This is a genomic window from Pseudonocardia sp. UM4_GMWB1, assembly GCF_017312155.1.
Lineage (GTDB): Bacteria > Actinomycetota > Actinomycetes > Mycobacteriales > Pseudonocardiaceae > Pseudonocardia > Pseudonocardia alni.
The window spans coordinates 1,481,446-1,506,635 of record NZ_QJPN01000001.1 but is presented as its reverse complement, the minus strand read 5'-3'; the positions used below and the strand labels follow the sequence as shown (position 1 = coordinate 1,506,635).

The window sequence follows — 25,190 nt, the reverse complement described above, 5'->3', positions numbered from 1 at the left end:
CACAACCACCGGAGTTGTCCACAGGCCGGGGATCCGGCCACCGGGACCCGCTCAGCCGGGGTAGAACGGCTGTGCGGCCGCGCCCGTCCCGCCCGCCTGCTGCCAGGCGTCGAACTCGCCACCGGAGTAGCTCCACAGGCCGGTCCGGTCGGTCACGTACAGCGGGCGCCCCTCGGCGGCGGCCAGCGCCCCCAGCGGCGCGGTCAGGTTCGTGCCGGGGATCTGGTCCAGGCGCAGACCGTCGGCGCTCACCTCGGACATGGGGCGGTCCGAGTCCGACGCGACCACGATCCGGTCCGCGGAGTGCCAGTCGATCGACACCACGTCGTCGAGTTCCCCGGGGCGCAGGCGCCGCAGCGGCCCGACGGCGACCTCGCCGTCGTCGAGCGGGACGATCGGGCCGACGAGCAGCGCACCGTCGGCGACGACGGCGATCCGGCCGCCCTCACGCGCCAGCGCGATGTCCCCGATCCGGCCGAGCGGCGTCAGCCGGCCCGCGTCCACCGCGCCCTCGACCGGCGGCCCGGACGGCGGGACGAGGACCCGGCGCAGCCTGCCGTTCACGACCGCCCAGATCTCGTCGCCCGCCCCGTTCCAGCTCAGCGAGCGGACGTCGGCGCCGGACACCGGGGTGGCGGTGAGCTCCCCGCCCAGCGGGCCGGTGAGCAGCCGCTGGGTGCCCGTCGACTCCCGGGACACGACGGCGATCCGCCCGCTGCGCGCGGACGCGGCGGCCTCGGTGATGTCGAACGAGCCGTTCCCGGCCTGCCCGGCGACCGGTGCCGCCACGCCGGTCGCGCTGAGCTGACGGACCCGGCCGCCGTCGACGACGTAGGGGAACGCGGGGGCCCGGCCGGGGCCGGCGACGAGGTCGGCCTGGTCCGCGGCCGACACCGTCGGCGTGGCGGGGACCAGCGGTCCGCCGTCGGCCAGCAGCTCCACCCGCGGCACGCCCACCCCGCCGAGGGTCTGCGCGACCTGCGCGGCGAGCAGCTCCCGGTCCTGCGGGGACAGCCCCGACACCCCGGTCAGCTCGATCGACGCGGTGCCCGCCGCGGGGTCGGTCGTCGCCGAGCGGATCCGCGCGGTCGCCGGGAACATCGTCACCGCCGCCCCGGCCAGGCCGGTGGACGGCCCGCGCAACAGTACGTCGACGGCGTCCATCGCGAGCTCGCCGGGACGCCCGCTGCGGATGTAGTGCCCGTCGGGCAGCAGCATCCGGCGGACCGGGTCGACGAACCAGGCCTGCAGCTCGCGGTAGTGCGAGCGGAAGTCCGACAGCCGGACCATCACCCCGGGCGGTGGCCGGTCGATCCGCCAGTGCTCGCCCTCCCGGACGACGCCGACGTCGACCTCGACCCGCTGGGGGGAGGACTCGAACGCCCCGCCCGGCCCGACCGTGCCCAGCCGGGTGCCCCGCACCCGCACCGTCATCCGGTCCGGCCCCGGTGTGCCGTTGTCCGGGGACACGACGGTGTCGAACCGCTCGTCCAGGACGGTCAGCGACGCCGCGTCGTCCCAGTCCGACGCCGACGCCGACAGGTAGCGGCGGGCCTGCGCGTGCCGGTCGTCGGGCGAGCCGGAACGGTAGACGAACCCGCGGACCAGGCCGAGCGGCTCGTCGTCCTCGATCGGGCCGCTCAGGTTCTGCTCGGCAGCCTGCTCGCCCTGGCGCAGCACCTGCACGTCGGACTGCTGGGGCACCGTCGCGCACCCGGCGACGACGGCGGCGGCGACCGTCACGACCAGCGCCGCCAGCGCACGGCGGGCGGTCACCGGTCGCCGCCCGGGTCGATGATGGCCCGCTCGGCGGGCTGCATCGGCGCGTGCTCCTCGGGGCGCAGCCGCCACAGGTCCTCCTCGCGCAGGTCGCGGCCGATCCCCTGCGGCGGGGTCGGCACCGAGCTGCCGTTGCGCCGGTCCCCGGCCGCGGCGGCGGGCGGGCCGAGCGGCAGCGGCGAGGCGGCGATGTGCCCGCCCACCTCGCGCGGCAGGGTCAGCCGGAACGCCGAGCCGTTGCCCGGCTCGCCCCAGGCCTGCAGCCAGCCGCCGTGCAGCCGGGCGTCCTCGATGCTGATCGACAGCCCGAGCCCGGTGCCGCCGCTGCGCCGGGCCCGCGACTCCTCGGCCCGCCAGAACCGGTTGAACACCAGGTCGGCCTCGCCGGGCCGCAGCCCGACGCCGTGGTCGCGCACGACGACGGCGACCGCGGCGTCGTCGCCGGCCACCGTCACCTCCACCGCGCGGCCCTCGCCGTGGTCGATCGCGTTCGCGACGAGGTTGCGCACGATGCGCTCCACCCGGCGCGGGTCGGCCTCGATCAGCTCGCCCGCCGGCAGGTCCAGGACGAGGTCGGTGCCGGCGTCGGCGGCGATGCCGCGCACCGCGTCGGTCGCCCGCCGCACCACCGCGGACAGGTCGACCCGTTCGGCACCCAGCTCGGCCACGCCGGCGTCGAGGCGGGAGATCTCCAGCAGGTCGGCGAGCAGCTCCTCGAACCGGTCGAGCTCGGTGACCAGCAGCTCGGAGCTGCGGCGCAGCGCCGGGAGCAGCTCGTCGCGGGAGGCGTAGAGGACGTCGGCGGCCATCCGCACGGTGGTCAGCGGCGTGCGCAGCTCGTGGCTGACGTCGGAGGTGAACCGCCGCTGCAGCGCCCCGAACTCCTCGAGCTGGGCGATCTGCGCGGCGAGGCTGCCCGCCATCTCGTTGTAGGACTCGGCGAGCCGGGCGACCTCGTCCTCGCCGCGCACGGCCATCCGCTCGTCGAGGTGTCCCCCGGCGAAGCGTTCTGCCACGTCGGCGGCGTGCCGGATCGGGCGGACCACCTGCCGGGTGACGAGGCTGGCGATCGCGGCCAGCAGCACCAGCAGCACCAGCCCGCCGACGATCAGCGTGCTCTGCACCAGCCCGAGCGTCAGCTGCTCACCGTTGAGCGGGAACAGCAGGTAGAACTGCAGCTCCCGGCCCGCGGTGGCGATCTTCTGCCCGATGACGAGGTTCGGGACGCCGTCGACGGTCGTGTACTGGCGGTTCAGGCTGTCCAGCGACCCGCGGGCGGTGATGTCCTGCTGGCGCGCGGTGATCTGGCCGACGTCGCCGGCGGACACCTCGGGCCCGTTCGCCGACCCGGTGGTCAGCGCGGCGCTGAACTCCCCGGCCGTCCCGGCCCGGCCGGGGCCGGTGGTGTCGGTCAGCCGTTCCAGGGCGGTGTCCAGGATCTCCTGCACGCCCTCGCGGTCCGGGTCGACGCTCGCCAGCTGCCCCTCCAGGACCTGCCGGTTCGCATCCGACTGGGAGATCGCGGCGTCGAGCTTGCTCTGCAGCAGCCGTTCGGCGATCTCGCTCTGCAGCACCAGGCCGAGCACCAGCACGACCGCCGACGACAGCGCCAGCGTCGAGGTGACCACCCGCAGCTGCAGCGACCGCCGCCAGGCCGCGGCGATGAGCATGCCCAGCTCGTGCGCCTGCACCCGCAGCGGGCCCAGCGCGCGGGCGACCCGCCGGGCCCCGGGCAGCCGGGCCAGCCGGGTGCGGAGTCCGCGGCGACGCGTCACCACGGCCGGTGCACCCGCGGCGCGCCGGTCACGGAGGACCGGCCTTGTACCCCACCCCGCGGACGGTCAGGACCACCTCGGGGCGCTCCGGGTCGCGCTCGACCTTCGACCGGAGACGCTGCACGTGCACGTTCACCAGGCGGGTGTCCGCGGCGTGCCGGTAGCCCCACACCTGCTCGAGCAGGACCTCGCGGGTGAACACCTGGCGCGGCTTGCGGGCCAGCGCGACGAGCAGGTCGAACTCGAGCGGGGTCAGCGCGATCGGCCGGCCCTCCCGGGTGACCTGGTGCGCGGGCACGTCGATGTCGATCTCGCCGATGGACAGCTGCTCGGCGGGCTCGGCGTCGTTGCGGCGGACCCGGGCCCGGATCCGCGCGACGAGCTCCTTGGGCTTGAACGGCTTCACGACGTAGTCGTCGGCGCCGGACTCCAGCCCGAGCACGACGTCGACGGTGTCGCTCTTGGCCGTCAGCATGACGATCGGGACGCCGGACTCCGCCCGGATGGCCCGGCACACGTCGATGCCGTTCATGCCGGGCAGCATCAGGTCGAGCAGCACCACGTCCGGCTGGGTGTCCCGGACGGCGGGCAGTGCCCGCGTCCCGTCGGACACGACCGCTGTCTCGAAGCCCTCGCCTCGCAGCACGATGGTGAGCATCTCGGCCAGGGCCGGGTCGTCGTCGACCACCAGTACGCGCGACTTCATGGACATCACTATCCCAGCCCCGTGATCAGCACCGGTGCAGCAGGGCGGGCACGAGGGCCGACGGTGCCGCGGCGGGGTCGTCGAGCACCGTCCAGCGGCTCAGCCAGGACCGCGCCGCCAGCTCCCGGTAGACGGCGTCGGTGCGGGCCTGCAGGCCGTCGTCGCTCTCGTAGGCGTCGCGGGCGCGGCCGGGCTCGGTGGCCGCGCGCGACCTCGCCCGCTCCGCGGCGACCTCCCGGGGCGGTGCCAGCAGCAGCTGGTGGCCGGGCACCGGGATGCCGAACCGGTCGATCTCCAGCGCCCGGACCCAGCCGACGACCTCGCCGCCGGCGTCCTGGCCGAGCCGGGCGGCGCTGTAGGCGGCGTTGGAGGCGACGTAGCGGTCCACGAGCACGACGTCGTGCGCGGCGAGCGCCGCACGCAGCCCGGCCGCGGCGGCCCGGCGGTCGAGCGCGAACAGCACCGCCATCGCGTGCACCGAGGAGGCGAGGTCGCCCATCCGGCCGTAGAGCGCGTCGCGGGCCAGCTCGGCGTGCACGTCGTCGTCGTAGCGGGGGAAGGCCGTCGTGGTGACCGAGGCGCCGTGTGCGCGCAGCCCGGCGACGAGCTCCGTGGTGAACGTGTGCTTGCCCGCACCGTCCAGTCCCTCGACAACCACCAGTTCCCCCACGGCGGTCGAGCCTAGGTCAGGCACCCAACTCCGAGACGGTGGGCCAGGTCGTCGCGAAGCCCGGGTGCAGGTCCAGCTCACCGAGCCGGTCGGTGCGCACCCAGCGCAGCTCGGTGCTCTCCGCGCCGCGCACCCGGACCGGCGGCGCGTCCGGCGTCCGCACGACGACCGTGGTGTAGCTCCAGCCGCCGTGGTCGTCGACGAACTCCTCCACCGGCGCCAGCCCGGCGACGGCGAGGGTGCTCTCCTCGGCCGCCTCGCGCAGCGCCGCCCGCACCGCGGACTCCCCCCGGTCCCGGGCACCGCCGGGGATCCCCCAGGTGCCGCCGTGGTGGCTCCAGGACGCCCGGTGCTGCAACAGCACCCGGTCGACGCCCGCCGGGTCGGCGTCGTCGCGGTGGCGCACGAGCAGCCCGGCCGCGCCGAACAGACCCCAGTGCCGGTGCCCCCGGGCGCAGTGCACCCAGCCGTCACCCGACCCGATCTCGATCGTCATCCCGACGGTGACCCCCTGGTACGCCGACGGCGCGGCGCCCCGGGAAGGGGCCACCGCGCCGTCGGAACGGAGAACGCGGTACCGATGCGCGATCCGCGAGCTTCTCGCTCAGTAGCGGTAGTGCTCCGGCTTGTACGGACCCTCGACGTCCACGCCGATGTACTCGGCCTGGTCCTTGGTGAGCTTGGTCAGCTCGCCACCGAGGGCCTGCACGTGGATCCGCGCGACCTTCTCGTCCAGGTGCTTCGGCAGCCGGTAGACGTCCTTGTTGTACTCCTCGTGCTTGGTGAACAGCTCGATCTGGGCGATCACCTGGTTCGAGAAGCTGTTGGACATCACGAACGACGGGTGGCCGGTCGCGTTGCCCAGGTTCATCAGGCGGCCCTCGGACAGCACGATGACCGAGTGGCCGTCCGGGAAGATCCACTCGTCGACCTGGGGCTTGATGTTGATCTTCTTGATGCCCTCGACGCGGGACAGGCCCGCCATGTCGATCTCGTTGTCGAAGTGACCGACGTTGGCGACGATCGCCTGGTGCTTGGCCCGCTTGAGCAGGTCGACCGTGAGGATGTCCTTGTTGCCGGTCGCCGTGACGATGATGTCGGCCTGCTCGATGACCGAGTCCAGGGTCGCGACCTGGTGGCCCTCCAGCAGCGCCTGCAGCGCGCAGATCGGGTCGACCTCGGCGACGATGACGCGCGCACCCTGGCCCGCCAGCGCCTCGACCGAGCCCTTGCCGGTGTCGCCGTAGGCGGCCACGACGGCCACCTTGCCGCCGAGCAGCACGTCGGTGGCCCGGTTCAGGCCGTCGATCAGCGAGTGGCGGATGCCGTACTTGTTGTCGAACTTCGACTTGGTGACCGAGTCGTTGACGTTGATCGCCGGGAAGAGCAGCTCGCCGCGCTCGGCCAGCTGGTACAGCCGGTTGACGCCGGTGGTGGTCTCCTCGGTGACGCCGCGAATGTCGGAGTTGATCGTCGTCCAGCGCTGCGGGTCCTCGGCAAGGCTGCGGCGCAGGGTGTCGAACACGACCCGCTCCTCGTCGGAGACGGAGAGGTCGTCGTCCTCGAAGCTCGGCACGACGCCGGTCTTCTCGAACTCGACGCCCTTGTGCACGAGCAGGGTGGCGTCGCCGCCGTCGTCGAGGATCATGTTCGGGCCGACGACGTTGCCGTCGGCGTCACGGAACTTGAACAGCTGCTCGGTGCACCACCAGTAGTCCTCCAGCGACTCGCCCTTCCAGGCGAAGACCGGGACGCCCTGCGGCTCCTCCGCGGTGCCGTGCGGGCCGACGACGGTCGCGGCGGCCGCGTAGTCCTGGGTGGAGAAGATGTTGCAGGACACCCAGCGGACGTCGGCGCCGAGCGCGACGAGGGTCTCGATGAGGACCGCGGTCTGGGTGGTCATGTGCAGCGAGCCGGCGATCCGCGCGCCGGTCAGCGGCTTGGACTCCCCGTACTCACGGCGCAGGTCGATCAGGCCCGGCATCTCGTTCTCGGCGAGCCGGATGTCCTTGCGGCCGTACTCCGCCTCGGAGATGTCGGCGATCGCGAAGTCCAGGCCGCCGGCGTGCTGCAGCTTCGGGTGATCGGTCATGGGGTGGGTGCGCCTCCTCAGGCGTAAGAGTCGTACTCGTCGGCACGACGGGTGCGGTCCGACCGGGAGGAGGAGCGGCGTACACGGGTCACGGCGTCCTCCCTCCTCGTCGGAGACAGGCGCCCTTTCTCGTCCGTGCCGGCCGGGCCCGAGCGTGGCGGCCGGTGACGGCCGCTGCAGCGCCTCTCGGCGCCCGGCGATGTCGCGACCTCCATGGTTCCGAGCCACCGCGGGGGTGTCAACTCAGGGGTGATCAGCCTGTCAGGTGCTCGGCGAGCAGCCCGCCCGCCGCGACCTCGCGGCCGTGCGCGGCCAGCAGCCCGGCCGGGGCGAGCACGGACTCGCTGTCGACCCGCACCTCCGCCCGGGCCAGCAGCGGCGCCAGGACGGCGTCATGGCGCACCGTGCGGGCCGCCGCGGCCAGCCCGGCCGCGTCGCGCTGGCGGAACACGCCCCCGGTGAGCACGACGAGACCGATCTCACCCGCGTCGACGGGGGTGTCCGGGCCGGTCCCGGGGTGCGCGGGGTCGGCCAGGACGCCGATGTGGCGCAGGTGCCTGCGCAGCGCGACCACCGCCGCGATCGCGGCCAGCCTGCGGTCCTCGGCGGCCGCGCCCCGGTCGGCGGGCACGGTGGCCCGCGACTCCTGCAGCGCGGCGACGGCCGGGCCGAGCAGGTCGGCCTCCACCGGGTCGACGATGCCCTCGGTCTGGGCCTCCGTCAGGACGCCGACGGCGCCGTCGCGCACCCCGAGATCGCCCTCCACGGTCGCGGCCGCCGGGCCGGGCCCGGGGCCGCCGCGGTGCACGTCGGTGGTCGCCGACCCGACGTCGACGACGAGCACCCCGGTCCCGGTCAGCCGGGCCAGTACCCCGGCTCCGGCGCCGACCGCGGCGTGCGTGGCGGAGTGGACCAGCGCGCCGAACCGGCCGGTGCCCGCCCCGAGGACGTGCCGGGCGTAGAGCGCGGCGACGGCGTCCCGCGCGGGCCCGGCGACGATCCGGCCCGGCTGCGGCGTGACGTTGGGGCAGGTCGCGACGGCCCGCCCACCGGCCAGCAGCAGGCCGAGCGCGTCGGCGCGGGCGTCGTCGTCGTCGACCGAGAGCAGCACCGGCCAGTGCCCGCGGGTGCGGGCCAGCCTGCCCGCGTTGTGCAGCAGCACCGCCGGGTCGGCACCGTCGGCACCGCCGAGCAGCAGCACCGCCCCGGGGCGGCGGCTCGACAGCTCCAGCACCGCGTCGGTCTCCAGCGGCCCGGGGTGCACCCCGACCACCCGGGCCCCCGCGGAGCGGCAGACCCGGTGCCCGGCCTCGGTGGCGATCAACGTCTCGGCCCCGACCACGGCCAGGCGCAGCGCCCCGCCCGCCGAGGAACAGGCCAGCACCCGCGGCGCCGCACGCCTGCCCCGGCCCGCGGCGGCCGCCGCAGCGGCGACGGCCGCGTCGACCCCGGTGAGCACGTCGGGCGTGGTGGGGTGTTCGGCGAACCCCGCCGGGGTCCCGTCGGGCAGCACCAGCACGGCCTTGGTCCAGCAGGAGCCGACGTCGAGGCAGACCGCGGGCGAGTGCGGGTCGTCCGGCGACGCGTCGGTCATGGACGGCGAGCGTACTGCGGTCGGGCGGTCACAGGGAGTGTCCGCGGAAGATCCGTTGCGACCCGTACCTGCCCGAGAGGTGGGTGATCGCGGTCACGTCCGCCGGTAGGTTGACCGACGTGCTCGGACTGATGCAGGACCGCCCGCTGACCCTGCCGCACGTGTTCCACCGCGCGGAGCAGCTGTTCGCGCGCAAACGGATGGTGACCGCTCGGCCGGACGGCACCGAGGACGTCGTCACAGTGGCCCAGTGGGCCGAACGGGTACGGCGGCTCGCGACCGTCCTGGACACCCTGGGCGTCTCCGCGGACGGCCGCGTCGGCACGTTCTGCTGGAACACCTCCCGGCACCTGGAGCTCTACCTCGCCGCCCCGTGCACCGGCCGGGTGCTGCACACGCTCAACATCCGGCTGCACCCCGACCAGCTCGTCTACGTCGCCGAGCACGCCGGCGACGAGGTCGTCTTCGTCGACCGGTCCCTGCTGCCGCTGTTCTGGCCGCACGTCGACCGGCTGCCCGGCGTCGCGCACGTGGTGGTGCTCGACGACGGCGCCGACGTCGCGGTCCCCGACGACCCGCGGATCCGGTCCTACGAGGAGCTCCTGGCCGCGGCCGAGCCGTACGCGGGCCGGTTCGTCGTCGACGACGAGCACACCGCCGCCGCGATGTGCTACACGTCCGGGACCACCGGGAACCCGAAGGGCGTGGTCTACAGCCACCGCTCGACGATGCTGCACTCGCTCGTCACGCTGATCGCCGACGGTCCCGCGCTGGCCGAGCGCGACGTCGTCATGCCGGTGGTGCCGATGTTCCATGCGAACGCCTGGGGCCTGCCCTACGGCTGTCTGCTCGCGGGCACCGACCTGGTCTTCCCCGGCCCGGACCTGTCCCCCGCCGCCGTCGTCGACCTCGTCGAGCGGCACCGGGTCACCGTCACCGGCGGGGTCCCGACGATCTGGATGAACGTCCTGCCGCTGCTCGGCGACCACGACCTGTCGTCGCTGCGCACGATCTTCTGCGGCGGCTCGGCGGTCCCGAAGGCGCTGTGCGAGGAGTACCGCGTCCGGCTCGGGGTGCCGCTGCTGCACATCTGGGGCATGACCGAGACCTCCCCGATCGGCACGATGGGCGTGCTCGGCTCGCACCTCGACGGCGCCTCCGACGACGAGCTCGCCGCCGCCCGCGTCCGCCAGGGCAGGCCGATGCCGCTGGTGGAGATGCGGATCGTCGACCCCGAGACCGGTGAGGAGATGCCCTGGGACGACCACGCCACCGGTGAGGTGCAGGCGTCGGGGCCGTGGATCGCGAAGGAGTACTACCGCGGTGAGGGCGGCGGCGCCCAGTTCACCGACGACGGCAGGCTGCGCACCGGCGACGTCGCCACCGTCGACCCGTACGGCTCGTTCCGGCTGGTCGACCGCACCAAGGACCTGATCAAGTCCGGCGGCGAGTGGATCGGCACCGTCGAGCTGGAGAACGAGATCATGGCGCACCCGAAGGTGGCCGAGGCCGCGGTGATCGGCGTCGCGCACCCGCGGTGGGTGGAGCGGCCGCTGGCCTGCGTCGTCGTCGAGGACGGGCAGTCCCTCACCCTCGAGGAGCTGCGGGAGTTCCTGGCCGACCGGGTCGCGAAGTGGTGGCTCCCCGACGCGCTGGAGCTGGTCGACGAGGTGCCGAAGACCAGCGTCGGCAAGTTCTCCAAGAAGACCCTGCGCGAGCGGTTCGCCGGGTACGCCCTGCCGAACGCATGATCACCGGTACCTGAGCGCTGCCCGGCCGCGCCGTGACACCGGTCAGGTACCGGTCGATCCGTGTCGGGGGCCGTCTCAGTCCGAGGAGGTCGCCTGGGCGGGGAGGTCGCCGCGCTCGCGGCGGCCGAGGATCGAGTTCTTCCGCGAGTACGCGAAGTACACGATCACGCCGATGACCATCCAGATGACGAACCGCAGCCAGGTCTCGACCGACAGGTTCAGCATCAGCCAGACACAGGCGAGCACGGCCAGGATCGGCACGAGCGGCACCAGCGGGGTGCGGAAGCCGCGCGGCAGGTCGGGCCGGGTCCGGCGCAGGACCACCACGCCGATCGAGACCAGCACGAACGCGAACAGCGTGCCGATGTTGACCATCTGCTCGAGGTCCTGGGCCGGGAAGAACGTCGCGACCAGGGCGATCACGACACCGATCAGCCAGGTGGCCCGGCCCGGGGTGCCGAAGCGGTTGGTCTTCGCCAGCGCGGTCGGCAGCAGCCCGTCGCGCGACATCGCGAAGATGACGCGGATCTGGCCGAGCATCAGCACCATGACGACCGTGGTGAGGCCGAGCAGCGCGCCGACGGCGATGATCGTCGCCGCCCAGTTGATGCCGAGCGAGGCGAACGCCGTGGCCAGCGTGGCGCGGGTGCCGTCGGGCTTCGTGGCCAGATCGGTGTAGGGCACCATGCCGGTGATCACCAGCGCGACGGCGACGTAGAGCACGGTGACGATCGCGAGCGAGCCGAGGATGCCGCGGGGCAGCGCCTTCGACGGGTTCCTGGTCTCCTCCGCGGTCGTGGCGACGGCGTCGAAGCCGATGAAGGCGAAGAACACGATCGCGGCGGCGGCGAACACGCCGTAGACGCCGAAGACGCTCGACGAGGCGCCCCCGAAGAACGACAGCAGTGACTGCTGGATGCCGGTGCCCGTCTCGACGGTGCCGGGTGTGGGCTCCGGGACGAACGGGGTGTAGTTCGCCGCGTTGATGAAGAAGGCGCCCAGGATGATCACGAACAGCACGATCGCGACCTTGATCGTGGTGATCACCAGGCTGACCCTGCTGGACAGCTTCGTGCCGCGGTAGAGCAGGAACGCCAGGACGACGACGAGCAGCAGCGCACCCCAGTCGAAGGAGAAGAAGCTCCCCAGCTCGAACGAGGTCGAGACCTCGATGCCGATCAGGCCGAGGGTCTGGGCGAGGTACTCCGACCAGCCCTTCGACACGTAGGCCGAGCCGACCGCGAACTCCAGGACCAGGTCCCAGCCGATGATCCAGGCGATGAACTCGCCCAGGGTGGCGTAGGAGAAGGTGTAGGCGCTGCCGGCGACCGGCACCGTGGAGGCGAACTCCGCGTAGCAGAGGGCCGCCAGACCGCACGCCACCGCGGCCAAGACGAACGACAGCGACACCGCGGGTCCCGCGATGTTGCCGGCCGTGCTGGCGGCGAGGGTGAAGATGCCGGCGCCGATGACCACCGCGACCCCGAAGACGATCAGGTCGATCGTCCCCAGGTCCTTCTTCAGCCGGGTGTCCGGTTCGTCGGTGTCCCGGATGGATTGCTCGACCGTCTTGGTGCGGAACATGCCGCCACCACGGCTCGTGACCGTCATGAGCGGTGAAACTACGTCCGCGATGCGGTCTGCGTCACGCCATGCAACGCGGATTTGAGGTCACGATGCGGTTGCGCAAGGACACGTCCGGCCTCAGAGGGTCCCGCGCTCCAGCCCGTGGGCCTGCGCGACCTCCTCGGAGAGGAGCACGCCGTGATGGGTCGACAGGCCCGCGGCGAGGTGCGGGTCGGCCTCGGTCGCGGCCCGCCAGCCCTGGTCGGCCAGGCGCAGCACGTGGGGCAGCGTCGCGTTGGTGAGGGCGCGGGTCGAGGTGTGCGGTACCGCACCGGGCATGTTCGCGACGCAGTAGAAGACGGTGTCGTGCACCCGGTAGGTCGGGTCGGCGTGGGTGGTGGGCCGCGAGTCCTCGAAGCATCCGCCCTGGTCGATCGCGATGTCGACGAGTACGGCGCCGGGCCGCATCTGGGAGACGAGCTCGTTCGACACCAGGGTGGGCGCCTTGGCCCCGGGCAGCAGCACCGCGCCGATCACCAGGTCGGCACCGGTCACCGCCTCGCGCACGGACAGCGCGGTGGAGTACTGGGTGCGCACGGCACCGGCGTACTGCTCGTCGATCACGCGGAGCTTGTCCACGTCGACGTCGAGCACGGTCAGCGTCGCGCGCATGCCGGCGGCGATGGCGATGGCGTTCGCCCCCGCGACCCCGGCACCGAGCACGACGACGTCGGCGCCCGGCGCGCCCGGGACGCCGCCCAGGAGCATGCCGCGCCCGCCCGCCGAGCGCATGAGGTGGTAACCGCCGGCCTGCGGGGCGAGCCGGCCCGCGACCTCGCTCATCGGGGCGAGCAGCGGCAGCCGGCCACGGGAGTCGGTGACGGTCTCGTAGGCGATGGAGGTCGTCCCCGCCGACAGCAGTGCGTCGGTGCAGGCGCGCGACGCGGCCAGGTGCAGGTAGGTGAACAGCGTCAGGTCCGGGCGCAGGTGGCCGTACTCCGAGGAGATCGGCTCCTTCACCTTGAGCAGCAGCTCGGCCGAGCCCCACACCTCGGCGGTGTCGGACACGATCTGCGCCCCGGCCTCCTTGAAGTCGGCGTCGGAGATCGCGGACCCGGCGCCGGCGTCGTGCTCGACGACGACCTCGTGCCCCCGCCCGACGAGCTCGTGCACCCCGGCGGGCGTGAGCGCCACCCGGAACTCGTTGTCCTTGGTCTCCTTCGGCACTGCGACACGCATGTCCTTCTCCTCCACTCGGCCCGCCAACTGCGTCAATGGTGAAGAAACATCGATAGTGTGCCAACAGAACTGAACAAGATTCTCGGAGGGCCTTCGTGAACGATGAATCTTCGGAGCCGCGGCGGATCAGGCCGTCACCGTCGAACCCTGTTCGGCTCGACGGGGTCGACCGGGCCCTGCTGCGCCAGCTGGAACGGGACGCCCGCACACCGAACAACTCACTCGCCGCGGGCGCGGGGATCGCGCCGTCGACGTGCCTCGGCCGCATCCGGGCGCTGCGCGAGCACGGGGTGATCCGCGGCTACCACGCCGACGTCGACCCGGCGGCGACCGGCCACCCCCTGCAGGCCATGATCTCGGTCCGCCTGCAGTCCGACGCCCGCGACCGGCTCGCCGAGTTCGTGACCCGGGTGTCCCGCCGCCCCGAGGTTCGCGACGTCTACTTCCTCGCCGGCGACGACGACTACATGATCCGGGTTGCGACCGCCGACACCGTGGCACTGCGTGACCTGGTCGGGACGCTCAACGCCTGGGCGGAGGTCGCGGGCACCCGGACATCGCTGATCTTCGAGCACCACCGGGCACCCGACACCTACTGAGCCCCGTCGTAGCCGTGGCGGAGCAGGGCGAACGCCGCGTCGAGGTGCTCGCGGGCCCGGCCCGCCTGCTCGCGCAGCAGCGGCGGGATCCCGACGACGACGTGCGCCAGCACCCGGTCCGCCGGTGCCGGCTCGGCGCGCCCGGCGTCCGCCGCGAGTGCCGCGGCCAGCGCCGCCTCGTGCCGGGCCCACATCCGGCGCGCGTGGTCGCGCAGGCTCGGTGCCGCGTCGGTCAGCTCGCGGAACCGCTCCAGCTCGGCCGCCGACGGCCGTCGCGCGGCGGGCGGGCCGTCGACCCGCGCGAGCAGCCAGGCGTACAGCCCGTCGACGACATCGGTGCCCGGCGCGCGGTCGCGCACCGCGGCCACCAGCTCGGACTCCTGCTCGGTGTCCTCGTCGAACAGCAACGCCTCCTTGCTGCCGAAGTGCTTGAACAGCGTGGTGACCGAGACGTCCGCGGCCTCGGCGATCTCGGCGACGGTCACCTCGTCGAAGCCCCGATCGAGGAACAGGCGCAGTGCGGCGTCCGCGATGCCCTGGCGGGTGGCGGCCTTCTTGCGTTCGCGGCGTCCGGGCGTGGTCACGACGACAGATTAGCGCAGTCACTCTGAAAGTGTAGTCACTCCACTTTTCAATCGACTTCACCTACAGTCGTGGCCGACCCACTCGCACTCCCCACCCGGAGGCCACCATGACCACCCCACCGCGCGTCCTCGTCACCGGAGCCGGACCCGGCGGACTGACCCTCGCCCGCGTCCTGCAGCGCCACGGCATCGCCGTCACCGTGCTCGAACGCGAGGCCGACATCACCACCCGCGACCAGGGCGGCACCCTGGACATGCAGCGCGACAGCGGCCAGGTCGCGCTGACTGCCGCCGGGCTGCTGGAGGAGTTCCTGCGCGTGTCCCGGCCCGAGGGCCAGGACATGCGGATGCTCGCCCCGGACGGCTCGGTCCTGCTCGACGAGCGGGCCGCCCCCGGCGAGCTGTTCAACCCCGAGATCGACCGCGGTGACCTGCGTGCGCTGCTGCTCGGGTCCCTGGCCCCCGGCACCGTGCGCTGGGGCACGCGGCTGGACCGTGTCGAGCACCGTGACGACGGCGGGCTCGACGCCGTGCTCGCCGGACCACCCGACGGCACCGGCCCCGGCACGCGGGAGCACCTCACGGCCGACCTCGTCGTCGGGGCGGACGGGGCACGCTCGCGGGTGCGACCCCTGCTGTCGGCGGCGACGCCGTCCTACACCGGGGTGACCTTCGTCGAGCTGCGGGTCACGCCCGCGTCGTTCCCGGGCCTGGAGGCGCTCGTCGGACGTGGGGGGATGACCACCCGCACCACCGGGCGGGCCCTGTTCTGCCAGCGGCTCGGCGACGGCTCGGCCCGCGTCTACGCCGGGTTCCGCCGTCCGCCCGGCTGGGCCGCCGTGCACGGCCTCACCACCACCGCCGGGGTGCTCGACGACCCGGCCGCGGCCCGCGCCGTGCTGCTCACCGCGTTCGCGGGGTTCGCCCCCGAGCTGCGCGAGCTGATCGTCCGGGCCGACGACCGGATCGTCGAGCGGCCGCTGGAGATGCTGCCCGTCGGGCACCGCTGGGACCCGGTCCCGGGGGTCACGCTCATCGGCGACGCGGCGCACCTGATGTCGCCGTTCTCCGGGCAGGGCGCCAACTCGGCCATGCTCGACGCCGCCGACCTGGCCCGCGAGGTCGCGGCGACCCCGCACGACCTCACCGGCGCGGTCGCCCGCTACGAGGCGACGATGTTCCCGCGGGCGGAGCACAACGCCGCCGGCGCGGCGCAGGGGCTGGAGCGCTTCTTCTCGGCGGAGGCGGCCGCCGACCCGGTCGCGGTGTTCGCCGAGGCGATGGCCGCGACCGGGGCGCACAGCGACGCCGGAGGGGCCGACCCCGCCGCGGCCCGCCGGACCGGGTGAGCCGGAACGCGGTGGCCTGCAGCGCGGCGGGCCACCACCCGGCGGCGTGCAGCCCGACGGGCCGGAGCGCTGGACGGCGGCGGCTGGAGCGGGTCAGAGCAGGTGGGCTACAGCGCGTCGCCGGACAGGAAGACGGTGGCCCCGTCCTCGCCGGTGGTCAGCACGGCGCCGCTGTCGGCCGCGGAGAGGAACACCGCGCGACCGCGGGGCAGCTCGACGGTGACGCCGCCGGCGTCGACCGCGGCGTCACCGTCGACGCACAGCAGGATGCGGGCGCCGGTGCCGGGGACGTCGAGCTTGTCCCGGCCGTCGGTGACCGCGCGGCGGAGCAGGAACTCCTCGACCGGCACGTCGTAGCGGTGCCAGCCGTCGGCGCCGGGGTCGGCGACCGGGGCGCGGACCGGCGGCGGCGGGGCGGTGAAGTCGAGGACGCGCAGCAGCTCCGGCACGTCGACGTGCTTGGGCGTCAGCCCGCCGCGCAGCACGTTGTCGGAGTTGGCCATCACCTCGATGCCCGCCCCGGACAGGTACGCATGCAGGTTCCCGGCCGGCAGGAACAGCGCCTCGCCGGGGGCCAGGGTGATCCGGTTGAGAAGCAGCGCGGCGAGCACGCCCGCATCGTCGGGGTAGCGCTCGGACAGGTCGAGCGCGGTCTTCGCCTCGCCGGTCCACTCCTGGGCGGTGCCGCGCTCCAGCAGCCGGACCGCACCGTCCTGCAGGGCCGGGACGAGCCCGTCGAGCACCGACTGGGGCAGCGTGATCCAGGTGGTGAACAGCGCGCGCAGCCCGTCCGGGCACGGCTGGCCGGCCAGCAGCTCGGTGTAGGCGGCGAGCTCGGGGACGTCCAGGGCGCGCAGCAGCTCCACCGTGCGGGCCGGCTCGCGGAACCCGACCAGCGCGACGAACTCGGTCAGCGCGCAGATCAGCTCCGGCTTGTGGTGGGCGTCGCGGTAGCTGCGGTCCGGCGCGTCCACCGCGATCCCCGCGGCGTTCTCCCGCTCCCAGCCCTCACGGGCCTGCTCCAGGCTCGGGTGGGCCTGCAGGCTCAGCGGCTCCTCGGCGGCCAGCACCTTCAACAGGAACGGCAGCCGTCCCTCCCAGCGGTCGCGGCCCGGGCCCAGCGCGGCGACCGGGTCGGCGGCGATGAGCTCGTGCAGCGGGCGGGTGCCCCCGCCGACCGTCGACGGGGCGGCCGGGTGCGCGCCCAGCCACAGCTCCGCCTGCGGGTGCGGTGACGGGACGGGCTCGCCGAGCAGCTCGGCGATGACCGTCCGCGAGCCCCACGCGTAGGTGCGGATCGGGTTCTCCAGCAGTTCCACGGGTCTCCCGGTGTCAGGTGCGCGGGGTCAGGTGATCAGGGTGGCGCCGGTCGCCAGGCCGAGGTACACGGCGGCGATGTCGGCGCGCAGGGCGAGCACACCGGCCCGCAGCAGCGCCGCGTCGCGGGTGCCGCGCGGGATCTCGTCGACCGGGTGTGCCAGGTCGGCGTTCGGCCACTCCCTGCCGAGCACCCGGCGGCTCACCGACTGCGGGTCCTCCTCCCCCGTGCCGAGCAGCACCAGCCGCGGCGGTGGCGCGTCGCCACCGGGGGCCGGGTCGTCGAACGGGTCGTGGAAGATGTCGCCCCCGCCCCGCTCGGACAGGTCGACGGCGACGCGCAGACCGGCCAGGGTGCCCGCCTGCGCGAGCCCGTCGGCGTGCGCGACGACACCGGCGTGGGTGGCCAGCGCCAGCGCGCCGTGCCGGGCCACCGCGGCGGCGGCGGGGTCCACGCCCCACAGCAGCGGCGTCCGCTCGGCCAGCCGCAACGCGAGCGCCTTCGCCGGGTTCACGAACGGCTCGTGCGCGGGCTGGCAGCGCTCGGCCTCGGCGTCCAGCGCGTCGGCGAGCGCCTCGAGCCGGGCCGGGACCTCCTCGCTGCGCATCCCGGGCAGCAGGTCCAGCTCGGCGACGGCGACCAGCGCCACGGTCAGCGCCTGGGCGAACCCGAGCCCCTCGGGCAGCGGGATGCGCGGCTCGACCAGCCGGGCGCGCCCGGCGCCGGCCTGGGCGACCGGCCCGGAGTCCGGCGCGGACAGCACGACCTCGGCGCCGCGGTGCACCGCGACGGCGACCGACTCGGCCAGCTCCGGGTCGGTGGGGTCCGCGGAGTGCGCGACGACGACGTCCAGCGGCCCGATCCAGCCCGGCAGCCGCTCGGCGGTCACGACCGGCACCGGGCAGCGGTCGGTGAGCAGGGCCGTGACGAGGTCGGCCACCACCCCGGAGACACCGGGCCGGCGCAGCAGCACCAGCGCGCGCGGACGGTGCCCGCGCAGCCGGTCCAGCCCGGCCTGGCCCGCGGTGTAGAGGGCGGAGCGGACCTGGGCGCCCGCGGTCGCGGCGGCCCGCAGGACGCCCGTGGTGTCCCGCGCCGCCAGCCCCTCGGGATCGGCCAGCAGCGTGTCGTCGAGCACCCCGTTCACCCGTCGTCCCGTCCGTCCCCCGCCGGCCCGGTCCCGGGCAGCGCCTCGTCGAGGAGCAGCACCGGGATCCCGTCGGTCACCGGGAACGCGCGACCGCACGCCGTGCAGGTCAGTCGGTCCTCACCCGGGGTCAGTACCGCGTGCGCGTCGCACGGGCAGGCCAGGATCTCCAGCAGCTGGGGGTCGAGCTGTAGGGCCACGGTTCTCCTCGTCGTCATGTCGCGCTCTCGATGCTGCCACCCGGTACCGACACTCCGCGGCAGCCGACCGGGTACGGACGCCATCACCGCAGGTGTGCGGGGCCGCGCGATCAGGCGCGCACGACCGCCAGCACCTCGTCCACCAGGGCACGGACGGCCGCGTCGTCGGCCGCCTCGACGTTGAGCCGCAGCAGCGGCTCGGTGTTCGAGGCCCGCAGGTTGAACCACGATCCGTCCGGAAGCGAGACGGTCAGGCCGTCGAGCCGGTCGAGCTCGACGCCGTCGCGCGGGCCGAAGACGCCCTCGATCTCGGCGACCCGCGCGGCCTGGTCGTCGACCGTCGAGTTGATCTCCCCGGAGGCGGCGTAGCGGTCGTAGCCCGCCATCAGCCCGGACACCGTCGCACCGGCGGCGGCCGCCCGGTGCTCGCCGAGCGCGGCCAGCAGGTGCAGCGCCGCGAGCATGCCGGAGTCGGCCTTCCAGAAGTCGCGGAAGTAGTAGTGCGCGGAGTGCTCGCCGCCGAACACCGCGCCGGTCTCGGCCATCGTCTGCTTGATGAACGAGTGGCCCACCCGGGTGCGGACCGCGCGGCCGCCGTGCTCGGCGACCAGCTCGGGGACCGCCCGCGAGGTGATCAGGTTGTGGATGACGGCGACGTCGGACTCCCCCGCCGCGTGCGCCCGTACGAGCTCACGGGCCGCGACCAGCCCGGTGATGGCGCTGGGGCTCACCGCCTCGCCCCGCTCGTCGACGGCGAAGCAGCGGTCGGCGTCGCCGTCGAAGGCCAGGCCGAGGTCCGCGCCCTCGGCGACGACCCGCTTCTGCAGGTCGACCAGGTTCGCCGGGTCCAGCGGATTCGCCTCGTGGTTCGGGAAGTTCCCGTCGAGCTCGAAGTACAGCGGCACGACGCGCACGTTCAGACCGTCGAACACGGTCGGGACGGTGTGCCCGCCCATCCCGTTCCCGGCGTCGACGACGACGGTCAGCTCCGGCGAGGCGTCCAGCGAGGTCAGGTCGACCAGGCCGCGCAGGTAGCGCGCGTAGCCGGTGAGCATGTCCTCGGTGCGCACGGCACCGGGCGACGGGACCTCGGGGACCCCGGAGTCGAGGAAGCGGCCCGCCTCGTCGCGGATCGTCGCGAGGCCGGAGTCCTGGCCGACCGGGACGGCGCCGGCGCGGCACAGCTTGATGCCGTTGTAGGCGGCCGGGTTGTGGCTCGCGGTGAACATCGCGCCGGGCAGGTCCAGCGTGCCGGAGGCGTAGTAGAGCATGTCGGTGCTCGCGAGCCCGATGTCGACGACGTCGAGCCCCTGCCCGGTCACCCCGTCGGCGAACGCCGCCGCGAGCGCGGGCGAGCTGTCCCGCATGTCCCGCCCGACGACCACCGCCGACGGCGCCGGGTCGTCGCCCGCCACGAGCCGCGCCGTCGCCGCACCCAGTGCGCGCGCGGTGGGCTCGTCCAGTTGGTCGCCGACGACACCGCGGATGTCGTAGGCCTTCACGATCGCCGAGAGGTCGGGCACGACGCACGACCCTAGCGCAGCCGTGTCACCCGTCCGCGCAGGTCTCCTCACCCCGTGGGGCGGCTCAGCCGTCCTCGGGCTTCGGGAGCACCCGCAGGTGCCCGCGCCGCCCCGTGCCACCGGGCCGTGCGACCACCTCGACCGGCCGGTCCACCCGACCCGCCTCGCGGACGGCATCGGCGAGGGCGGTGAGGTCCTCGCCGCTGTGCTGGGGCTGGGCGAACTCGCCCTCGAACCGGACGACCTCCCACCCGCGGGGGGCGGTGAGGTTGTGCGCGTGCCCGGTGCAGAGGTCGTAGGAGTGCGGCTCGGCCTGCGTGGCCAGCGGGCCGACGACGGCGGTCGAGTCGGCGTAGACGTAGGTGAGCGTGGCGACGGCGAGCTCGGTGCAGCCCGTCCGTGAACATCTCCGCACACTCAACACGTCGCCGACGATAGCCCGTCACGGGCCCGCCGCCGCACTGCGACGCGCACCCCGCTCGGCGGACGGTCCGCCCGCCGCGGTCGCGGGTCACCCCCGGGTGGGGCGCGGGGGTCCTAGAATGCCCTGGTGCCCACCGCTCGTCCCGAGAACGACCGCCGGTCGCCGCGCAGCCCGCGCCGGCGGGACCGGCGAGGACGCGGCCTGCGCGGCCTGATGTACCCGGTGTCGACGCCGGCCTTCCGCACCCGCGCCGAACGCTTCGACGCGAAGGTGCTGGAGGCGCTCGAACCGATCGAGGCGCGCTGGGGCCCGGAGCTGGTCGACCTCGACCTCGCCGTCGACGACGTGCCGTCGGTCGACCGCACGTCGCCCGACGAGATCGTGTGGGGCACCGGGGTGCTGGCCGACGTCGGCGTCCCGCTGGCGCACCTCGTGCCGGCCGGGGTCGACTCCGCCGGGATGCCGACCCGGGCGCGGATCGTGCTCTACCGCCGCCCGCTCGAGGCCAGGGCACGCAACGGCGAGGACCTCGCCGACCTCGTGCACGAGGTGCTCGTCGAGCAGGTCGCGGAGTACCTCAACATCGAGCCCGACGCCGTCGACGGCGGCTGAGCGCCCCCGCGGGGCGACACGGCCCGAGGACGACGACGGGCCGGTCACCGTGACGGCGACCGGCCCTCGTGTTCCTGTTCCCCCCGCGGAGTCTCACACGGCGGCGCGGCGGAGGCGACGGCGCTCCCGCTCGCTCAGCCCGCCCCAGATGCCGAAACGCTCGTCCTGGGCCAGCGCGTACTCCAGGCACTCGGCCCGGACCTCGCAGCCGGAGCAGATGCGCTTGGCCTCACGGGTGGAGCCGCCCTTCTCGGGGAAGAACGCCTCCGGGTCGGTCTGCGCGCAGAGCGCACGCTCCTGCCAGTCCGGCACCTCCTCGGAGGAACCGTCGTCCAGCAGACCCTTCAGGTCCAGGATCTGGGCGACCTGGTCGTAGTCGGCCATCTCGTGATCGGGCCGTTCGACCGTGCCCACCGGCTCGGCCTCCACCGGCCGCAGCATCCGCATGAACCCCTCGACGTCGTCCACTCGCCCACCTCCCCGCAACGCACTGGCGAATGACACCGCTGTAAGTACAGCGCTGACACTCGCTCTGTGCAAGCCGGCTCTGCCGATTGAGTGAAGGGTCGCGCGCGGGCGTTTCCTCCGACATGGAGTATGGGTACGTGCCGTCCCTGACACGCCGCATCAGCCCCTGGTTCCTGCTGATCCTCGGCGTCACCCTTCTCGGTGGCGTTCTCGCCGCCGCCGCCGTCCCCACCCGATCGGGGGTCCTGGCGACCTCCGGGATCTTCGTCCTGGTGCTCGGCGGCTGGGTGGTGTCGCTGTGCCTGCACGAGTACGGGCACGCCATCACCGCCTATCGCGGCGGGGACACCTCGGTCGCGGCGAAGGGATACCTGACCCTCGACGTGCGGCGCTACGCCGACCCCGGCCTGTCCCTGGTGCTGCCGCTGATCATCCTGCTGATCGGCGGGCTACCGCTGCCCGGCGGGGCGGTGTGGATCAACCAGTGGGCGCTGCGGTCGCGGGCCCGGCGCAGCGCGGTCTCGCTGGCGGGCCCCGCGGCGAACCTGGCCCTCGGCATCGTGTTGATCATCACGGTGGCCGCGTTCCCGGGGATGCCGCTGCCGGTGGCGGCCGGGCTGTCCGCGCTCGCGTACTTCCAGATCATCGCGTTCGTGCTGAACATGCTGCCCGTGCCCGGCCTCGACGGCTGGGGGGCGCTGGAGCCGTACCTGTCCGCGCCGGCTCGGCGCCTCGGCGAGCGGGTCCGGCCCTGGGCACCGTTCGTGCTGCTCGCCCTGCTGCTGTTCGTGCCCGGGGTGAGCGCGCTGTTCTTCGCCGCCACCCAGCTGCTGTTCGGCGCCGCCGGCGGGAACCAGGAGCTGTTCCGGCTCGGATACTCCGCGATGTTCTTCTGGCGCAACCTCTGAGCCCGGCTCAGCGGGCGGCGGCGACCATCGTCGCGACGGTGTCGTCGTCGGCGGGCAGCGCGTCCACCGGCCACCACCGCAGGTCCAGCGACTCGTCGCTGATCCGCGGCGTCGCGCCCGCGGGGGCGCGCACCAGGTAACGCACGTCCAGGTGGCGGGTCGGGACCCCGAGCGAGCAGGTGACGGGGTGGACGTCGACGTGCAGCGGGTGCTCGTCGATCTCCAGGCCGTCGATCCCGGACTCCTCGGTGGCCTCGCGCAGCGCCGCGGCGCGCAGCGAGTCGTCGCCCGGCTCGCAGTGCCCGCCCAGCTGGATCCAGCGGCCCACCCGCGGGTGCAGGGTCAGCAGCGTGTGGTCCCCGCCCGCGTCGAGCAGCAGCGCCGACGCGGTGAGGTGCCCGGGCACGCAGGAGCGGTCGCAGGCGTCGTCGGGGCGCGCGTCGAGGAAGGCCAGCAGCGCGTGCTGCAGGGCCCGCTGGCCGGGGTCGCGCGGTGTCCAGGCGCCCAGCTCGCGGGCGGCCGTCGCCGTGGCCACCACGGGCTCACAGCTCCAGCAGGCCGTCGCCGGCCGGTCGGGGAGCGCGCGGGGCGATCGGCTCGGCCGGCACGCCGACGGCGACCGCACCGAGCGCCGCCCAGTCGTCGGGCAGGTCCAGGACCCGGCGGGCGACGTCCGCGGCGAAGATCGTCGAGCCGACCCAGCAGGACGCCAGCCCCTCCGCGGCCAGCGCGACCAGCAGGGACTGCACCGCCGCCCCGCCGGCGACGGTGAACATGTCCCGCTCGGCGGCGTCCCGGGCCGGGTCCGGGTAGCCGTGCATCCCCGCGGTGGACCGGAACGCCAGCACCAGCTCCGGGGCGCGTCGCAGCAGGTCCCCGCGGGCGAGGCGACGCTCCACCTCGTCGGCCGGGCGCCCGTCGGCGACCAGGTCGGCGCGCCAGCGCTCGCGCAGCGCGTCGAGCACCGCGGTGCGCCGCGCCGCGTCACGCAGCCACACGAACCGGAACGGGGTGCTGTGGTGCGGCGCGGGCGCGGTCAGCGCGACGCCCACGGCGCGGCGCACGGCGTCGTCGTCGACCGGCTCGTCGGCGAAGTCCCGGGTGCTGCGACGCAGCAGGACCGCCTCGCTGCGCCCGCGGGCGATCGCCTCCTCGGTGCCCAGCCAGAACAGGTCCTCCTCGATGGGCCGGATCAGGTCACGGGCGGTCGAGCCGTCGTCGGGCAGGGCCGCGCCGCGCAGCACCGCGACCGGCAGCCCGCCGAGCTTGCCCTTCACCAGGTCCGCGGCCGCGGCGATCTCGTCGGCGACGGCGATCTCGGTGACGACCAGGTCGTTGCCCTGGCCGTCGACGGCGCCGGAGTAGCCGTGCAGCACCGGCAGTCCGGCCGAGCCGATCGCGATGTCGGTCTGGCCGACCCGCCAGCTGCGCCCCAGCGTGTCGGTGACGACGACGCCGACCTCGACCCCGAGCCGCTCCCGCAGCCCGGCGCGCAGCCCGGCCGCGCTGGCGTCCGGGTCGGCCGGCAGCAGGGCGAGCTCGTCGCGGCGGACGTTGGAGCCGTCGATGCCCGCGGCGGCCTGCACGATGCCGAGCTTCCCGGCCACGATCAGCGTCCGGCCCTTGCGGGCCACCACCCGCTCGGTCTCCTGGTCGACCAGCCTGCGGCGCAGCGCGTCGCGCTCCTCCTCGTCGGCGGGGGCAGGCACCAGCCTGCCCTCGACCTTGGAGAACACCTTGCTGGTGACCACCACGACGTCGCCGTCGCGCAGCCAGGTCATCCGCTCGGCCAGCGCGGCGGTGAGGTCGTCGCCGGGGCGGAACTCCGGAAGCCCCGGGACTCCGATGATCTCCAGCCGCTGCGACGCGTGGTCGGGGAAACCCTCAGACACCGACGCCCGCCAGCTCGAACGCGGCGCGGGCCATGGCGGCGGTCGCGTCGTGGTCGGTCATCAGCAGCGGCACCTCGCGCACGGTCGCGCCGGGCACGGTCGCGGCGTCGCCGGTGTGCACCAGGTAGCCGTCGAGCAGTCCGCCCTCGCCGCGGCCGCCGTAGTGCCGGCCCACGCCCTCGGCGCTGGTCTCGACGCCGATCGCGGTCAGGCAGGCGTCGGCCATGCCCCGCACCGGCGCCCCGCCGACGATCGGGGACAGCCCCACGACCTTCGCGGGCGTCGCCGCGAGGGCCTGGGCCATCCCGGGGACCGAGACGATCGTGCCGATCGACACCACCGGGTTGGACGGGGCGACGAGCACGACGTCGGCCCCGGCGATCGCGGCCCGGGCGTCGGGCAGGATCGCGGCCTGGTCGGCGCCGACCGAGGCGAAGCGGTACGCCTTCGGGGCGGCCCGGTGCCGGATCCACCACTCCTGGAAGTGGATCGCGACCTGCGGGGTCTCCTCGACCGCGGCCGGGTCCGGGTTGTCGATCACGACGTGGGTCTCGACGCGGTCGTCGGAGGCGGGCAGCACCCGCACCCCGGGCTGCCAGCGGTGGCAGAGCGCCTCGGTGACCTGGGACAGCGGGTAGCCGGCACGCAGCATCCGGGTGCGGACGAGGTGGGTGGCGACGTCGCGGTCGCCCAGCCCGAACCAGGTCGCCTCGGCGCCGTAGGCCTCCAGCTCGGCCTTGACCGACCACGTCTCGTCCGAGCGGCCCCAGCCCTTCTCGACGTCGATGCCGCCGCCGAGGGTGTACATGACGGTGTCGAGGTCCGGACAGACCCGCAGCCCGTGCAGCCAGATGTCGTCGCCGACGTTGACCACGGCGGTGACCTCGTGCGCGGACTCGCCCGACCCCACGGGGGGCAGTCCGAGCGCGTGCTTCACGCCTTGCAGGAAGCGGGCTCCGCCGACGCCGCCGACCAGAACGGTGACCTTCACACG

At 74.3% G+C, this 25,190-nt stretch carries 24 protein-coding genes; 5 read left to right on the top strand and 19 right to left on the bottom strand.

The features are described 5' to 3' along the window. Nucleotides 1-51: 51 nt before the first annotated feature. The 7 genes from DMP15_RS07375 to DMP15_RS07345 all read right to left on the bottom strand — a co-directional run bounded on the left by DMP15_RS07375 (nucleotide 52) and on the right by DMP15_RS07345 (nucleotide 8,616). The gene (locus DMP15_RS07375) at nucleotides 52-1,776 is read right to left on the bottom strand and encodes an LpqB family beta-propeller domain-containing protein (RefSeq protein ID WP_337825572.1); all 1,725 of its coding nucleotides are present in this window, start codon (nucleotides 1,774-1,776) and stop codon (nucleotides 52-54) included. After that, the gene (mtrB, locus tag DMP15_RS07370; protein ID WP_139282900.1) at nucleotides 1,773-3,449 is read right to left on the bottom strand and encodes an MtrAB system histidine kinase MtrB; all 1,677 of its coding nucleotides are present in this window, start codon (nucleotides 3,447-3,449) and stop codon (nucleotides 1,773-1,775) included. Before mtrB ends, DMP15_RS07375 begins: the two co-directional genes overlap by 4 nt. 133 nt (nucleotides 3,450-3,582) lie before the next feature. Then, complete coding sequence (gene mtrA, locus DMP15_RS07365; protein WP_020622190.1) at nucleotides 3,583-4,260, bottom strand: MtrAB system response regulator MtrA; 678 nt, start codon at nucleotides 4,258-4,260, stop codon at nucleotides 3,583-3,585. 25 nt (nucleotides 4,261-4,285) lie between these two features. Continuing rightward, nucleotides 4,286-4,930, bottom strand: coding sequence for a dTMP kinase (locus tag DMP15_RS07360; protein WP_073576338.1), 645 nt, complete (start codon nucleotides 4,928-4,930; stop codon nucleotides 4,286-4,288). Nucleotides 4,931-4,946: 16 nt separating this feature from the next. Continuing rightward, nucleotides 4,947-5,426: an NUDIX hydrolase gene (locus tag DMP15_RS07355; protein WP_073576339.1), complete on the bottom strand. Its 480-nt coding sequence runs from the start codon at nucleotides 5,424-5,426 to the stop codon at nucleotides 4,947-4,949. A gap of 108 nt (nucleotides 5,427-5,534) precedes the next feature. Continuing rightward, nucleotides 5,535-7,022, bottom strand: coding sequence for an adenosylhomocysteinase (ahcY, locus tag DMP15_RS07350; protein WP_179761888.1), 1,488 nt, complete (start codon nucleotides 7,020-7,022; stop codon nucleotides 5,535-5,537). Between the two features lie 253 nt (nucleotides 7,023-7,275). After that, nucleotides 7,276-8,616 (bottom strand): glutamate mutase L, encoded by a 1,341-nt coding sequence (locus DMP15_RS07345; protein ID WP_337825571.1) that lies wholly within the window; start codon nucleotides 8,614-8,616, stop codon nucleotides 7,276-7,278. Between the two features lie 119 nt (nucleotides 8,617-8,735). On the opposite strand from DMP15_RS07345, the gene DMP15_RS07340 reads away from it, so the two are divergent. Continuing rightward, nucleotides 8,736-10,367: a long-chain fatty acid--CoA ligase gene (locus DMP15_RS07340; protein WP_337825570.1), complete on the top strand. Its 1,632-nt coding sequence runs from the start codon at nucleotides 8,736-8,738 to the stop codon at nucleotides 10,365-10,367. A gap of 75 nt (nucleotides 10,368-10,442) precedes the next feature. On the opposite strand, the gene DMP15_RS07335 is transcribed toward DMP15_RS07340, so the two are convergent. Both DMP15_RS07335 and ald read right to left on the bottom strand, forming a co-directional pair. Continuing rightward, entirely contained in the window at nucleotides 10,443-11,978 is a 1,536-nt protein-coding gene (locus DMP15_RS07335) for an amino acid permease (RefSeq protein ID WP_337825569.1), read from the bottom strand. A gap of 93 nt (nucleotides 11,979-12,071) precedes the next feature. Beyond that, the gene (ald, locus tag DMP15_RS07330) at nucleotides 12,072-13,172 is read right to left on the bottom strand and encodes an alanine dehydrogenase (RefSeq protein ID WP_100880663.1); all 1,101 of its coding nucleotides are present in this window, start codon (nucleotides 13,170-13,172) and stop codon (nucleotides 12,072-12,074) included. Nucleotides 13,173-13,267: 95 nt separating this feature from the next. Between ald and DMP15_RS07325 the strand changes: the two genes are divergently transcribed. Beyond that, entirely contained in the window at nucleotides 13,268-13,771 is a 504-nt protein-coding gene (locus DMP15_RS07325; RefSeq protein WP_100878662.1) for an Lrp/AsnC family transcriptional regulator, read from the top strand. Here DMP15_RS07325 and DMP15_RS07320 read toward each other — a convergent pair. After that, complete coding sequence (locus DMP15_RS07320) at nucleotides 13,765-14,355, bottom strand: TetR/AcrR family transcriptional regulator (protein ID WP_253068343.1); 591 nt, start codon at nucleotides 14,353-14,355, stop codon at nucleotides 13,765-13,767. The genes DMP15_RS07325 and DMP15_RS07320 overlap by 7 nt on opposite strands. Nucleotides 14,356-14,462: 107 nt before the next feature. On the opposite strand from DMP15_RS07320, the gene DMP15_RS07315 reads away from it, so the two are divergent. Further along, the gene (locus tag DMP15_RS07315; RefSeq protein WP_337825568.1) at nucleotides 14,463-15,704 is read left to right on the top strand and encodes an FAD-dependent oxidoreductase; all 1,242 of its coding nucleotides are present in this window, start codon (nucleotides 14,463-14,465) and stop codon (nucleotides 15,702-15,704) included. Between the two features lie 107 nt (nucleotides 15,705-15,811). On the opposite strand, the gene manA is transcribed toward DMP15_RS07315, so the two are convergent. The 5 genes from manA to DMP15_RS07290 form a co-directional block, all read right to left on the bottom strand. Continuing rightward, the gene (manA, locus tag DMP15_RS07310) at nucleotides 15,812-17,023 is read right to left on the bottom strand and encodes a mannose-6-phosphate isomerase, class I (RefSeq protein ID WP_337825567.1); all 1,212 of its coding nucleotides are present in this window, start codon (nucleotides 17,021-17,023) and stop codon (nucleotides 15,812-15,814) included. Nucleotides 17,024-17,050: 27 nt separating this feature from the next. Then, complete coding sequence (locus DMP15_RS07305; protein WP_179761883.1) at nucleotides 17,051-18,169, bottom strand: SIS domain-containing protein; 1,119 nt, start codon at nucleotides 18,167-18,169, stop codon at nucleotides 17,051-17,053. Beyond that, nucleotides 18,166-18,369 (bottom strand): Trm112 family protein, encoded by a 204-nt coding sequence (locus DMP15_RS07300; protein WP_020627721.1) that lies wholly within the window; start codon nucleotides 18,367-18,369, stop codon nucleotides 18,166-18,168. The genes DMP15_RS07305 and DMP15_RS07300 overlap by 4 nt, the downstream gene beginning before the upstream one ends. 110 nt (nucleotides 18,370-18,479) lie before the next feature. Beyond that, complete coding sequence (locus DMP15_RS07295) at nucleotides 18,480-19,892, bottom strand: phosphomannomutase/phosphoglucomutase (protein WP_253068864.1); 1,413 nt, start codon at nucleotides 19,890-19,892, stop codon at nucleotides 18,480-18,482. A gap of 64 nt (nucleotides 19,893-19,956) precedes the next feature. Further along, complete coding sequence (locus DMP15_RS07290) at nucleotides 19,957-20,307, bottom strand: DUF3499 domain-containing protein (RefSeq protein WP_020627719.1); 351 nt, start codon at nucleotides 20,305-20,307, stop codon at nucleotides 19,957-19,959. A 135-nt stretch (nucleotides 20,308-20,442) separates the two neighbouring features. Here DMP15_RS07290 and DMP15_RS07285 point away from each other — a divergent pair, with 135 nt between their 5' ends. Next, nucleotides 20,443-20,928: a metallopeptidase family protein gene (locus DMP15_RS07285; RefSeq protein ID WP_208622973.1), complete on the top strand. Its 486-nt coding sequence runs from the start codon at nucleotides 20,443-20,445 to the stop codon at nucleotides 20,926-20,928. 93 nt (nucleotides 20,929-21,021) lie between these two features. Here DMP15_RS07285 and DMP15_RS07280 read toward each other — a convergent pair whose 3' ends face one another. Then, the gene (locus tag DMP15_RS07280; protein ID WP_083658828.1) at nucleotides 21,022-21,312 is read right to left on the bottom strand and encodes a WhiB family transcriptional regulator; all 291 of its coding nucleotides are present in this window, start codon (nucleotides 21,310-21,312) and stop codon (nucleotides 21,022-21,024) included. 221 nt (nucleotides 21,313-21,533) lie between these two features. Here DMP15_RS07280 and DMP15_RS07275 point away from each other — a divergent pair, with 221 nt between their 5' ends. Then, nucleotides 21,534-22,304: a site-2 protease family protein gene (locus DMP15_RS07275; RefSeq protein ID WP_253068865.1), complete on the top strand. Its 771-nt coding sequence runs from the start codon at nucleotides 21,534-21,536 to the stop codon at nucleotides 22,302-22,304. 7 nt (nucleotides 22,305-22,311) lie between these two features. On the opposite strand, the gene DMP15_RS07270 is transcribed toward DMP15_RS07275, so the two are convergent. From DMP15_RS07270 to cofD, 3 genes are read right to left on the bottom strand one after another with little or no spacing between them, the layout of a single operon-like run. After that, nucleotides 22,312-22,842, bottom strand: a complete 531-nt coding sequence (locus DMP15_RS07270) for an NUDIX hydrolase (RefSeq protein ID WP_073576348.1) — start codon at nucleotides 22,840-22,842, stop codon at nucleotides 22,312-22,314. Between the two features lie 4 nt (nucleotides 22,843-22,846). Then, complete coding sequence (locus tag DMP15_RS07265; RefSeq protein ID WP_073576349.1) at nucleotides 22,847-24,196, bottom strand: coenzyme F420-0:L-glutamate ligase; 1,350 nt, start codon at nucleotides 24,194-24,196, stop codon at nucleotides 22,847-22,849. Continuing rightward, a complete protein-coding gene (cofD, locus tag DMP15_RS07260; protein ID WP_073576350.1) occupies nucleotides 24,189-25,187 on the bottom strand; it encodes a 2-phospho-L-lactate transferase in 999 nt (332 codons plus the stop codon). The genes DMP15_RS07265 and cofD overlap by 8 nt, the downstream gene beginning before the upstream one ends. Nucleotides 25,188-25,190: the final 3 nt, after the last annotated feature.